Source organism: Acinetobacter nectaris CIP 110549 (genome assembly GCF_000488215.1).
Lineage (GTDB): Bacteria > Pseudomonadota > Gammaproteobacteria > Pseudomonadales > Moraxellaceae > Acinetobacter > Acinetobacter nectaris.
The window spans coordinates 502,715-514,472 of sequence record NZ_KI530712.1 but is presented as its reverse complement, the minus strand read 5'-3'; the positions used below and the strand labels follow the sequence as shown (position 1 = coordinate 514,472).

Annotated in this window: 14 protein-coding genes; 8 read left to right on the top strand and 6 right to left on the bottom strand. The window is 36.9% G+C overall.

Going from position 1 to position 11,758, the window contains the following annotated elements; translation table 11 throughout:
• Positions 1–3 precede the first annotated feature (3 nt).
• Positions 4–1,005 carry a pectate lyase family protein gene (locus P256_RS02650; protein ID WP_023272141.1) on the top strand — a complete coding sequence of 334 codons (1,002 nt, stop codon included), beginning with the start codon at positions 4–6 and terminating at the stop codon, positions 1,003–1,005.
• Between the two features lie 39 nt (positions 1,006–1,044).
• Here P256_RS02650 and P256_RS02645 read toward each other — a convergent pair whose 3' ends face one another.
• The gene (locus tag P256_RS02645; protein ID WP_023272140.1) at positions 1,045–2,280 is read right to left on the bottom strand and encodes a pyridoxal phosphate-dependent aminotransferase; all 1,236 of its coding nucleotides are present in this window, start codon (positions 2,278–2,280) and stop codon (positions 1,045–1,047) included.
• 153 nt (positions 2,281–2,433) lie between these two features.
• On the opposite strand from P256_RS02645, the gene msrB reads away from it, so the two are divergent.
• The 4 genes from msrB to P256_RS02625 all read left to right on the top strand — a co-directional run bounded on the left by msrB (position 2,434) and on the right by P256_RS02625 (position 4,152).
• Positions 2,434–2,853, top strand: a complete 420-nt coding sequence (gene msrB / locus P256_RS02640) for a peptide-methionine (R)-S-oxide reductase MsrB (RefSeq protein WP_023272139.1) — start codon at positions 2,434–2,436, stop codon at positions 2,851–2,853.
• Positions 2,850–3,335 carry a glutathione peroxidase gene (locus tag P256_RS02635; protein WP_023272138.1) on the top strand — a complete coding sequence of 162 codons (486 nt, stop codon included), beginning with the start codon at positions 2,850–2,852 and terminating at the stop codon, positions 3,333–3,335. The genes msrB and P256_RS02635 overlap by 4 nt, the downstream gene beginning before the upstream one ends.
• A gap of 199 nt (positions 3,336–3,534) precedes the next feature.
• The gene (locus P256_RS02630; protein WP_023272137.1) at positions 3,535–3,882 is read left to right on the top strand and encodes a hypothetical protein; all 348 of its coding nucleotides are present in this window, start codon (positions 3,535–3,537) and stop codon (positions 3,880–3,882) included.
• 75 nt (positions 3,883–3,957) lie between these two features.
• Positions 3,958–4,152, top strand: a complete 195-nt coding sequence (locus P256_RS02625) for a hypothetical protein (protein WP_023272136.1) — start codon at positions 3,958–3,960, stop codon at positions 4,150–4,152.
• Between the two features lie 39 nt (positions 4,153–4,191).
• On the opposite strand, the gene bioB is transcribed toward P256_RS02625, so the two are convergent.
• A complete protein-coding gene (gene bioB, locus P256_RS02620) occupies positions 4,192–5,187 on the bottom strand; it encodes a biotin synthase BioB (protein ID WP_023272135.1) in 996 nt (331 codons plus the stop codon).
• Between the two features lie 323 nt (positions 5,188–5,510).
• Positions 5,511–6,053, bottom strand: coding sequence for a crossover junction endodeoxyribonuclease RuvC (ruvC, locus tag P256_RS02615; RefSeq protein ID WP_023272134.1), 543 nt, complete (start codon positions 6,051–6,053; stop codon positions 5,511–5,513).
• A gap of 241 nt (positions 6,054–6,294) precedes the next feature.
• On the opposite strand from ruvC, the gene P256_RS02610 reads away from it, so the two are divergent.
• Positions 6,295–6,852, top strand: a complete 558-nt coding sequence (locus P256_RS02610) for an FxsA family protein (protein WP_023272133.1) — start codon at positions 6,295–6,297, stop codon at positions 6,850–6,852.
• A gap of 24 nt (positions 6,853–6,876) precedes the next feature.
• On the opposite strand, the gene P256_RS02605 is transcribed toward P256_RS02610, so the two are convergent.
• On the bottom strand, positions 6,877–7,056 hold the full coding sequence (locus tag P256_RS02605) for a hypothetical protein (RefSeq protein WP_023272132.1): 180 nt from the start codon (positions 7,054–7,056) through the stop codon (positions 6,877–6,879).
• Positions 7,057–7,208: 152 nt separating this feature from the next.
• On the opposite strand from P256_RS02605, the gene P256_RS13205 reads away from it, so the two are divergent.
• Positions 7,209–7,445 carry a hypothetical protein gene (locus tag P256_RS13205; protein ID WP_155756729.1) on the top strand — a complete coding sequence of 79 codons (237 nt, stop codon included), beginning with the start codon at positions 7,209–7,211 and terminating at the stop codon, positions 7,443–7,445.
• 48 nt (positions 7,446–7,493) lie between these two features.
• On the opposite strand, the gene metK is transcribed toward P256_RS13205, so the two are convergent.
• Together metK and P256_RS02595 are read right to left on the bottom strand one after the other, a co-directional pair.
• The gene (gene metK, locus P256_RS02600) at positions 7,494–8,660 is read right to left on the bottom strand and encodes a methionine adenosyltransferase (protein WP_023272130.1); all 1,167 of its coding nucleotides are present in this window, start codon (positions 8,658–8,660) and stop codon (positions 7,494–7,496) included.
• Positions 8,661–8,867: 207 nt separating this feature from the next.
• Positions 8,868–9,416, bottom strand: coding sequence for a hypothetical protein (locus P256_RS02595; RefSeq protein WP_023272129.1), 549 nt, complete (start codon positions 9,414–9,416; stop codon positions 8,868–8,870).
• A 301-nt stretch (positions 9,417–9,717) separates the two neighbouring features.
• Between P256_RS02595 and tkt the strand changes: the two genes are divergently transcribed.
• On the top strand, positions 9,718–11,709 hold the full coding sequence (gene tkt / locus P256_RS02590; protein ID WP_023272128.1) for a transketolase: 1,992 nt from the start codon (positions 9,718–9,720) through the stop codon (positions 11,707–11,709).
• Positions 11,710–11,758 lie beyond the last annotated feature (49 nt).

Genomic DNA, 11,758 nt, shown 5'->3' with positions numbered 1-11,758 from the left:
ACAATGAAAGCAATTTGGTTATTTGGGGTATTGTTATTATCTTTTCAAATACAAGCAAAGGATATTGCCTACCCTAATATAAATACTAAGAATATGAATGGCTTTGCAAAGAAATTTAATACAACAGGTGGAGAAAATGGGCAGCGTGTTGTCGTCACAGATTTACCGAGTTTAATTCGAGAGGCGGGTGATACACAAAGTAAAATAATCATTATTAATGGAGAAATTAGCTCCCCCACAAAAGTACGTGTAACGCTTGGGCGTAATAAAACCATTGTGGGTGCATTTGGTGGTAAAAATATTTTAAATAATATTCATCTAATTACATCAGATCAGTCCGCAAATATTATTTTAGAAAATTTAGTGTTTAAGCATAGCCCAGATATAAAAGGGAATGACGATATACAAGTATATATTCGATCTGGGAAGCAATATTGGATAGATCATTGCTCATTTGTGGGGCATGAATGGTCAGACAATGATGGAAGTTTAGATAAACTCATTTATGTAGGTGCATTGGCAGATGGTATCACTATCAGTAATTCATTATTTTCCAATCATCGTTATGGTGCGATTTTTGGTTATCCAAGTGATGAATACGATGAGCACTATAATGGTTATCCGCGTATGACGATTTCAAATAATGTTTATCGTAATATTGAAGTGCGTTCGCCTGGACTGATGAGGTATGGTTATTATCATGTCTATAATAATTTAATTCAGCAATATCACCTTGGTTACACACTTGCTCAAAGTGCAAAAGTTTTATCGGAGAATAATATTTTTGAAATGGGTAATGAAAAAGGGCTAGTGGATGACAAGAAAAATAATACTTCTTTTACAGATATAGGCAGCTATCCAATGAGTATACAGCGGTTTTCAAAGCCTCAGTCTTGGAAGGTGAGCTATGATTATCATTTAATGCCTGTAGATGTTGCCAAAACATGGGATGAAAAATATGCTGGTGCTCAAGTAAATAATAACAACTTTAAATATCCTAAATAATGAAAAAAAAAAGGCCTTTATAAAAAAGCCTTTTAATGATTAGCGAATCGTTGCTAAGAAGCGGTCGATTCGTTGTATTGCTTCACGTAGCTCATTTTCGGCTGGTAAGAAAACAACGCGGAAATGGTCTGGCGTTGGCCAATTAAACCCTGTTCCTTGTACGAGTAATACTTTCTCGGCACGTAATAGATCGAGCATTAAACGCTCGTCGTCATGGATTGGGTAAATTTCAGGGTCTAAGCGAGGGAAACAGTACATTGCACCTTCTGGTTTTACACAGCTGACACCCGGAATTTCATTCAGCATTTCCCATGCAATATTGCGCTGTTCGTATAAGCGACCACCCGGACGAATCAGGTCATTAATCGTTTGGTAGCCACCTAAAGCGGTTTGGATAGCATACTGTGCCTGATGGTTTGCACATAAACGCATTGAAGCAAGCATATTTAAGCCTTCAATGTAGTCTTCTGCACGTGTTTTATCGCCTGTAATTGCCATCCAACCCGAACGATAACCTGCAATACGGTATGCTTTAGAAAGACCATTAAAGGTAATACAAAGTTGATCACCTGCCAGAGAGGCTACAGATACGTGCTCAATTCCATCGTATACAATTTTGTCGTAAATTTCATCAGCAAATAAAATGAGATCATATTTCTTAGCCAATGCGATAATTTTTTCAAGAATATGGCGAGGATATACTGAGCCTGTTGGATTGTTTGGATTAATAATCACAATACCACGTGTACTTTGTGTGATTTTACTTTCCATATCTGCAAGGTCAGGATACCAACTGTCTTCTTCATCACATTTATAGTGAATTGCAGTTCCACCTGAAAGGTTGACTGCCGCCGTCCATAATGGGTAGTCAGGCATTGGAACGAGAACTTCATCGCCATCATCAAGTAAGCCTTGCATTGCCATGACAATAAGTTCAGATACGCCGTTACCAATATACACATCGTTTACGTGCATATTGCGAATACCTTTTTGTTGGTAGTACTGGCAAATTGCTTTACGTGCAGGAAATATTCCTTTTGAGTCTGTATAGCCAACAGCATTTGGCAAGTTTAGCGCAACATCATTAATAATTTCTTGTGGTGCTTCAAAACCAAAAGGGGCAGGGTTACCAATGTTTAGTTTAATAATACGGTGCCCTTGCTCTTCCATTTCGTTGGCGGCGCGTAACACTGGTCCACGAATGTCATAGCAAACATGCTCTAACTTAGATGACTTTTTAATTTCGCGTGGTGTGGTGTTACCTATAACCGGCATAGTCTTGTCCAATTGTATGTATGTTAAGGAAAAAATAGATTACTTAATTTGCACAATCTATATGAAATATTGCTAGCATTTTAGTCTTTGGTAGCGTAAATATAAAGAAAAGAAATTAGACTATTGAATTTTATAGATTGAAAGGAGTTCATCATGGGAAAAGTCAATAAAACTGACCGTGAATGGAAACGAGAGTTGTCTCCAGAGGAATATCGAATTACACGAGAAAAAGGGACTGAAGCACCTTTTACAGGTAAATATTGGAATACAAAACAAGCAGGAGAGTATAAGTGTCGCTGTTGTGGCGAAGTACTGTTTTTATCTGAGTCTAAGTATGACAGTGGGTGTGGTTGGCCAAGTTTTTATCAGCCAGTTAATCATGCTGTCATAGAGGAACATGAAGATTTAAGTCATGGAATGATGAGAACAGAAATTGTTTGTCATCATTGCGGTGCACATTTAGGCCATGTTTTTGAAGATGGTCCACAACCTACAGGGCTGCGTTATTGTATCAACTCAGCATCATTAAATTTACAGACAAAAGAAAAAAATGATGGGGAAACATATCCATGACAACAATTTACCAATTAGAAGCAGAATTACTGAATGGGATTGAAAAAAAATTCTCTGACTATGAGGGTAAAGTTTTACTTATTGTAAATACAGCAAGTAAGTGTGGCTTTACACCACAGTTTGCGGGTTTAGAAAAATTATACAAACAATACAAAGATCAAGGCTTAGAGGTGTTGGGTTTTCCATGTAATCAATTTGGAGGACAAGACCCTGCGCCAAATAGTGAAATTGGATTATTTTGTCAAAAAAACTACGGCGTAAGTTTTCCAATGTTTGCTAAGGTTGATGTAAAAGGGCCTGAAGCGCATCCAATTTTTAGATTTTTAACCCGTGAAGTAAAAGGTGTATTGGGTACACATAATATAAAATGGAACTTTACAAAGTTTTTGGTAGGTCGTGATGGTAAAGTACTGAGTCGTTATGCACCAACAACCAAACCAGAAACGCTAATGAGTGATATTGAATCTGCGTTAAAAAAATAAGCTTTATACGTAAAGAAAGGATTGCCTTTCTTTACGAAAATAATCGTATTTATATATCTATTAAAATAATTAAAAAATCTTATTTTGAGAATTGATAACTAAAATTACAAAGGTTTAATTATTTTTTAAGGTTGTATTCTTAATTTGTATATATGGCTTAGCGTTATTAGTAATAAATCGCATTTTGGAGATAGTCATTATGAACATGGAATATACACACAAAACCGATTATTTTTTCTTTGCACATAAATTTATTCGTTTTCTTGAAACTTATCTACAGCAGCATCCAGATGAGCGTGTCACAGTACTAAACTTAAATATTATGGATGATATTTTTAGCCATGATTTTGCATCAACGACAGTAAATTTAGACAGTATTCTTAATATTGTTGATGAGTACCACTTAACAACAAATGAGGGTGTAAAAACTTTAATACATCATCATGATATTAATTTAAAAAAGCATTTGCTGACCATTTCATTTAATGATGATGCTGTAAAATGTTCACAGGCAGGGCAAGCCATTCATTATCCAAATGTCGCTTAAAATAAAAAGTACTACTTTCATCAGTAGTACTTTTTTATATAATAATTATTAAATAAACAATTAATTACGTTAAAGATGAAAGATAACCATATTATTGGGAAAGATATAACAGAAACCATTAAGTGGTTGATGTATTACGATGATTGTTTTGATGAGCTGATATACAATTCATTTCGTCAAGAATGGACGGTCAAACATGCAGCTGGCGAAGATGTATTAAGAGAGGGAATGTTTTTAACAGCAAAATATGGTCTTCTTGTGACATCATAAGGCGCGTCGAACGCCCCTTATGACCTTAATGTTAATGTACTATGCTGACATAGACATTGCATCAACTGAAAGTTCTGCAACAGATGGTTTTGGTTTTTCAGGTGTTAAACCTAATTTTTGGAATAAAGCCTTATCTCTGCCATCACCAGCATTTGGTGTAGTAAGTAGTTTTTCACCAGAGAAGATTGAGTTTGCACCAGCCATAAATGCTAGTGCTTGATCTGAATCACTTAAAGATTCACGACCCGCTGAAAGGCGGATATAGCTATGAGGCATGATAATACGTGCGACTGCAATGGTTCGAATCCATTCAGTAACATCAAGTTTTTCAACATCTGCTAAAGGTGTCCCCTCAATAGGAACAAGCATATTTATAGGTACAGATTCTGGGTGAATAGGCAATGTTGCAAGTTCATGAAGTAGACCGATACGATCATTTTTTCCTTCACCAAGACCAACGATACCACCACTACATACTTTCATGCCTGCATTACGTACGTGATCTAATGTGTCTAAACGATCATCAAAAGTTCTTGTACTAATAATATTTGTATAATACTCACGAGAAGTATCTAGGTTGTGGTTATAGTAATCTAGACCTGCTTCATGAAGGCGCTCTGCTTGAGATTGGTTCAGCATACCCAATGTCATGCATGTTTCCATGCCTAAAGATTTAACTTCTTTAACCATTTCTATGACATAAGGCATATCTCTTTCATGTGGATTACGCCATGCAGCACCCATACAAAAGCGTGATGAACCTGACTCTTTGGCTTCTTTCGCTTCAGAAATCACTTTTTCAACGGCAATTCGTTTTTCTGCTTCTAATTTAGAGTCGTAACGTGAAGACTGCGAACAATACTTACAGTCTTCAGGGCATCTACCTGTTTTAATCGACAAAAGTGTACTTACCTGAATGGCATTCGCTTGGAAGTTCTCGCGATGAACGCGCTGTGCTTCAAAGACTAAATCTAAAAATGGTTGATCATAGAGTGCTTGGATTTCCTCGCGATCCCAATCATTTCGTACAGTCATTGTCATTTTCCGTGTAAAATTCAATATTTCTATATGACCAATGATACAGAAAACTATGCGGAGCTATAAGGCAAAATACTCCAAAAGTTTTAAAAAATGTATAGATTCGTTTCAGCAATAAATATCGTTGCCATATTTAAAAATATCTATTTAAGTGCAGTTTTTTAAATATATCGCTATTTTAGTGCCTAAGTTTATACATTATTCTATTTTATATGAAGTAATCAGTATTGTATTTTTCTCGTCTAGTGAAAAACTTGTAATTATCCCTAAATTTATATAGTTCAAATCTAGATAAATGCAGGGCGTATATCTCATATGGTTTAACGTCGACGACTAGATCGGCTACGACCTCTTGCCATACCACCAAGTGCATTTAAAACTGCCATTTTACTCATACTTCCTGAAGCATGTGCATGGCAAATTGCAGCAGCGAGTCCATCGGCAGCATCAGCTTGTGGTCGAATAGAGAGTTTTAAAATACTCATTACCATCATTTGAACTTGTTCTTTATCTGCTGCGCCATAACCAACGACAGACTGTTTAATTTGCCGTGCTGTATATTCGGCAACTTGTAGGTCTAAGTTCACAAGAGCTGCAATAGCTGCGCCGCGTGCTTGCCCAAGTTTTAGGGCAGAGTCAGGGTTTTGTGCCATGAAGACTTGTTCAACGGCTGCTTCCGTTGGTCCATGAAATTTTACAATTCTTTCAACACCTGCAAAAATTCGTTTTAGGCGCTCTGGCATTTCTTGTGTCTCTGTACGTATTGTGCCTGCATCAACAAACTTTAATGTATTGCCATCTTTTTCTATAATTCCATATCCTGTTAAGCGTGAACCAGGGTCAATACCAATAATTAAAGACATAATAAAATAGAGCTATCACAAATATATATTTCTATGAATTATAGGTCTTTGCTGATTTAAAGTCTTAAATTTCATAGAATCTTTGGTTAAATTATATTTAGTAACTATAAAATTTGATAAAAAAGAATTCATTTCTCTTTAAAAATTAAAACTCGCCCATATATTTAGCAGTAATACGAAATTTAGTGTGCATATGGTGCGCTAAATATTATGATTTGTTGAAAGGGATAAGCTAAGTTTCATGAAAGTCGTTCTTCTAGTAATCATCGGAGCAATCTTAGAGATTGCAGTATGGATTGGGGTTGCCCAGTTCATTAGTGGATGGTATGTCTTTTTTTGGTTTATTCTCGCGGCAATTATTGGTTTTAGATTATTAAAATCAAGCACATCAAGTATTATGCCTCAGTTGCAACAAATGCAAATGACAGGGCAGCTCTCAGGGGATGCAGCAGTTTCTCGTAAAATTGCAACAGCACTGGCTGGCGTGCTTCTGATTATTCCGGGTCTTATTACAGATGTAATTGCATTATTAATTTTACTGCCACCTGTACAAAAACTTGTTGTACAAGCATTAACGTCAGCAATGGCAAAGCGTCAACAAGCTATGATGGAAAAGATGATGGGTGGAGCAGGCGGTGCTGGTAATCCGTTTGCGGATCTTATGGAGCAAATGCAAAAACAACAAGGCGGAATGTCTGGTAGTTCAATGGGACGAGATACAAATGTTATTGACGGTGAAGCAAGAGAAGTGACACCTGATGCTAAGAAAATAGAAATGAAAGATGTGCAAAAAAAATAAGAGTTTTATTTAAAGAAAGCCCAACTAACGAGTTGGGCTTTCTTTTACCTCATTTAAGGTGTCTTGTGTTTGATTTAGCTTTTCATCATTCTGTATGTATTGACGGTTTTTTTCTAATTGAGCAATATTATTTTCAGACTTTTGGTAGCTTCGACTTCGGTTTGCACGTTCTCGAAATTTGCCCTTATTAATCAGTTCAACCATATAATATTACCCCTAAAGCGAACCAAGATTTTAACAAAAATATTTTATGAATTTTAACTATTTTGTTTAAAACAATATATGATAAAAATGGGTGTCGTGTAACTAAAATTAAAAATGAGATAAATATAATATAATGAACAAGAGGAGACATTGTGATGTATATATCTCACTATAAGTGTGCGTGTTGTAATCAAAAAAGAAAACTACATCAGAAGTCGTGTCCTCATTGTGGGTCACATGCGCTGAAAAGCCCTTTTGGTTTTTGGACTTTTTGTGTTTTTACCTGCTTGGGTGTGGCTGTTGCAGTTACAGCAAGTAATATATATTTTCATCAGACTGAAGATAAGCAACCAACGATTTCTAATAGTCTTGTTGGTTTCATACAATAAAGCCCGTATGAACGGGCTTTATGGGTATTTACTTTAGAAAAGTAAGGTTTATAAACCACTACTTTGGCGTAATGCTTCTACCTTATCAGTTTTTTCCCAAGTAAATGCATTATCTGAACCGTTACGTCCAAAGTGACCATAGGTTGCCGTTTGCTGGTACATCGGTTGTACGAGATCAAGCATACGCGTAATACCATATGGACGTAGGTCGAAGTGCTCACGAACAAGTGCAATAATAAGTGCTTCGTCTATTTTTGCAGTACCAAAGGTATTGATAGAAATAGATGTTGGTTCTGCTACACCAATCGCATAACTTACTTGAATTTCACATTTATCTGCAAGCCCTGCAGCAACAATGTTTTTTGCAACATAACGACCAGCATAAGCGGCAGAGCGGTCAACTTTTGAAGGATCTTTTCCTGAGAATGCACCGCCACCATGACGTGCCATCCCACCATATGTATCCACAATAATTTTACGGCCTGTTAAGCCACAGTCACCCACAGGGCCACCAATAACAAATTTACCTGTTGGGTTGATATGGAATTTTGTGCTGGCATGGAACATTTCTTCAGGAATAACTGGCTTGATAATTTCTTCAATCACAGCTTCTTTCAATTGTGCTTGAGAAATATCAGGATCGTGTTGTGTAGATAAAACAACTGCATCTAAGCGAACTGGTTTGCCATTTTCATAAGCAAATGTCACCTGACTTTTTGCATCTGGACGTAACCAAGCAAGCGTACCATTGCGACGAAGGTTGGCTTGACGTTCCATGAGTCGGTGAGCATAAGAGATTGGTGCTGGCATAAGCACATCAGTTTCACGACTTGCATATCCAAACATTAGACCTTGGTCGCCTGCGCCCTGATCTTCAGGTTTTTGGCGGTCTACACCCTGAGCAATTTCTGGAGACTGTTTACCAATCATATTAATAACGGCACAGGTAGAACCATCAAAGCCTAAGTCTGAATGGTGGTAACCAATACCATTTACTGTTTGGCGAACAATTGATTCAACATCCACATTCGCAGTTGTTGTGATCTCACCGGCAAGTACAACAGCACCTGTTTTTACTAATGTTTCACAAGCAACCCGCGCATATGGGTCTTCTTTCAAAATAGCATCCAAAATAGCATCACTAATCTGATCGGCCATTTTATCAGGATGACCTTCGCTTACAGATTCCGAAGTAAAAACAGCGTACTCGCGCATGAAAGCCCTATTACAGTAATTTTTAAAAGACCCGATATATTACATCGACTTGTTAGGAAGGACTAGTAAAAGATAGATAAATTGAATAAATTTCTTGCAAATAGACTTTATTTTTACTTTTATTCAATATATGAAAAATAGATAAACATTATGTTAAAAGTGATTAAGCACTTTATTTTTTAGGTAAAGTGCTTAATTTGATTGATTTTACTGCGCTGTAGATGGCTGTTTCCAAGAATCAACTTTATTTTTCACATCGTTCTTAACATCATCAGCTTTAGTTTTTGCTACAGCTTTGTCATGTTTAAAGTCTTTTGATAAGTGCTCTGCTTTTTCTTTTGATGCAGCTTTGGTTTTATCCCATTTTTTCTCTGCGTAATGTTTACCTTCTTCAGTTCTGTGCTTTAAGGCATGTTTGCTTTCGTCGTATGTACGATGTGTTTCATTTTGGGTGTGAGCATATTTCTCTTTTACATCTTTGTTAAAGTTTTCTGTTTTACCATGTAGGTCATGTCCAAAGTCTTTGGTTTTTGTTTCAGCATTTTTGAACTTTTGACTTGCATCTTCTTTAAAGTCTTGTCCTTTTTCAGATGCTGCACTCTTTATTTTTTGATAGTCTTTTTCAGCATTATCTTTATGTTCTGTAATAGAAGTACGTAGGTTATCTGCCATATTACCTAAGTTGTTGTCTGCAAAAGCAGTAACACTTGTAAGTGATAAAAGAGTAGTTGCGAAAATTACATTCATCTTATTCATATTTTGCCTTTCTGTTTCTTTGTGAAATCCATATTTATGTTATGTGGTTTTTGAATCAAACAGTGTAAAAAAATATAATGTAATTCGTTTATGAATATATTTATATTGTTACAAGATGGTAATTAAAATAGCTTTTTTTTTAAAAAAAATAAGAAAATTTCATAACTTCCATCAGAGTCGGGGTCATAGTGTATAAATAATATGCTGTTAGGCTTTACCCCGTATGTTTTTTTTAAGACAATACACCTGTTTTGAATGTTTATTCATTTTCGTTAATCATTTCTACTTTGGACTCTGACCTATGACGACCCCTTTAAATGAACGTCGTATTGCAAATGCAATTCGTGTACTCGCTATGGATGCTGTTCAACAAGCAAATTCTGGGCATCCTGGCGCGCCAATGGGGATGGCAGACATCGCTGACGTTGTTTGGCGTGAATTTTTAAATCATAACCCAACCAACCCACAATGGGCGAACCGTGACCGTTTTGTATTATCAAATGGTCATGGGTCTATGCTTCAGTATGCATTGCTTCATTTAACTGGATATGAATTATCTTTAGACGATCTTAAACAGTTCCGTCAACTACACTCAAAAACACCAGGACATCCTGAATTAGGTTATGCACCAGGTGTAGAAACGACAACAGGTCCTTTAGGTCAGGGTATTGCAAACGCTGTAGGTTTTGCACTTGCAGAAAAAACATTAGCTGCACAGTTCAATAAAGATGATTTTAAAGTTGTTGACCATTATACCTATGCATTTTTAGGTGATGGTTGCCTTATGGAAGGTATTTCACATGAGGTATGCTCTTTAGCAGGAACATTAGGTCTTGGTAAGCTTGTTGCATACTACGATGATAACGGTATTTCAATTGATGGTGAAGTTGAAGGCTGGTTTAGCGATGATACAGAGAAACGCTTCCATGCTTATGGTTGGCAAGTTCTGCATGTAGATGGTCATAACCAAGCTGCAATTCGTCAGGCAACATTAGAAGCAAAACAAGAAACTCAAAAACCGACATTAATTGTATGTAAGACAGTAATTGGTTTGGGTTCACCAAATAAGCAAGGTAAAGAGTCAAGCCATGGTGCGCCACTTGGTACAGATGAGATTACTTTAACGCGTGAAGCTTTAGGCTGGGCAGAAACAGAAGCTTTTGTAATTCCTGAAGATATTTATGCAGCATGGGATGCAAAAGAAAAAGGTCAGCAAACTGAAGCGGCTTGGAATGTTGTATTTGCAAAATATGAAGCAAAATATCCAACAGAAGCTGCTGAATTGTTGCGCCGTTTACATGGTGATCTACCTGAAAGCTTTGTAGCACAAGCAGATGCATTTATTGCTGAGACTGTAGAAAAAGCAGAATCTATTGCATCGCGTAAAGCAAGCCAAAATACTTTACAAGCTTTTGGTCCTAAACTTCCTGAATTATTAGGTGGTTCAGCAGATTTAGCAGGTTCAAACCTCACACTTTGGAAAGGTTGTGAAGGTGTTCAAGATAACCCTGCGGGTAACTACGTGTACTATGGTGTACGTGAGTTTGGTATGACTGCTATTGCAAATGGTGTTGCTTTACATGGTGGTTTTGTACCATATGTTGCGACATTCCTTATGTTTATGGAGTATGCACGTAATGCGGTACGTATGTCTGCATTAATGAAGCAACGTGTTATTCATGTCTATACACATGATTCAATTGGTTTAGGTGAAGATGGTCCAACGCATCAACCAATTGAACAAATTGCATCTTTACGTAATACACCAAACTTAAATACATGGCGTCCTGCTGATACTGTAGAGACAGCTGTTGCATGGAAGTCATCTTTACTACGTAAAAATGGCCCATCTGCTTTAATTCTTTCTCGTCAGAACCTACCTTTCCAAACACGTACGGCTGCACAAATTGAAAATGTTGCAAAAGGCGGTTATGTGCTTGCAGAAGAAAAAGGCCCATTAAAAGCAATTGTTATTGCAACAGGTTCGGAAATAGATATTGCGATGCAGGCACATGCTCAATTAGACGGTGTTCGTGTTGTATCTATGCCATGTGCTGAAGTTTTCATGCAACAAGATGCTGCGTATCGTGAAGCTGTATTGCCTGCACAGATTCGTGCGCGTGTTGCAGTAGAAGCAGCACATGCTGACTACTGGTGGAAGTTTGTTGGCTTAGATGGCAAAGTTATTGGTATGACTACGTATGGTGAGTCTGCGCCAGCGAAAGCATTGTTTGAACACTTTGGCATTACTGTAAATGCAGTTGTAGAAGCTGTGAAAGGCTTTAATGCATAAGATATTCCATTGAATAGAAGAGCCCCTAAATATTAGGGGCTTTTTTTAT

What these genes read in the sequence shown, in the direction of transcription:
- P256_RS02650 (WP_023272141.1), top strand. Translation starts at nt 4, where the DNA reads ATGAAAGCAATTTGGTTATTTGGGGTATTGTTATTATCTTTTCAAATA.
- P256_RS02645 (WP_023272140.1), bottom strand. Translation starts at nt 2,280, where the DNA reads ATGCCGGTTATAGGTAACACCACACCACGCGAAATTAAAAAGTCATCT.
- msrB (WP_023272139.1), top strand. Translation starts at nt 2,434, where the DNA reads ATGGGAAAAGTCAATAAAACTGACCGTGAATGGAAACGAGAGTTGTCT.
- P256_RS02635 (WP_023272138.1), top strand. Translation starts at nt 2,850, where the DNA reads ATGACAACAATTTACCAATTAGAAGCAGAATTACTGAATGGGATTGAA.
- P256_RS02630 (WP_023272137.1), top strand. Translation starts at nt 3,535, where the DNA reads ATGAACATGGAATATACACACAAAACCGATTATTTTTTCTTTGCACAT.
- P256_RS02625 (WP_023272136.1), top strand. Translation starts at nt 3,958, where the DNA reads ATGAAAGATAACCATATTATTGGGAAAGATATAACAGAAACCATTAAG.
- bioB (WP_023272135.1), bottom strand. Translation starts at nt 5,187, where the DNA reads ATGACTGTACGAAATGATTGGGATCGCGAGGAAATCCAAGCACTCTAT.
- ruvC (WP_023272134.1), bottom strand. Translation starts at nt 6,053, where the DNA reads ATGTCTTTAATTATTGGTATTGACCCTGGTTCACGCTTAACAGGATAT.
- P256_RS02610 (WP_023272133.1), top strand. Translation starts at nt 6,295, where the DNA reads ATGAAAGTCGTTCTTCTAGTAATCATCGGAGCAATCTTAGAGATTGCA.
- P256_RS02605 (WP_023272132.1), bottom strand. Translation starts at nt 7,056, where the DNA reads ATGGTTGAACTGATTAATAAGGGCAAATTTCGAGAACGTGCAAACCGA.
- metK (WP_023272130.1), bottom strand. Translation starts at nt 8,660, where the DNA reads ATGCGCGAGTACGCTGTTTTTACTTCGGAATCTGTAAGCGAAGGTCAT.
- P256_RS02595 (WP_023272129.1), bottom strand. Translation starts at nt 9,416, where the DNA reads ATGAATAAGATGAATGTAATTTTCGCAACTACTCTTTTATCACTTACA.
- tkt (WP_023272128.1), top strand. Translation starts at nt 9,718, where the DNA reads ATGACGACCCCTTTAAATGAACGTCGTATTGCAAATGCAATTCGTGTA.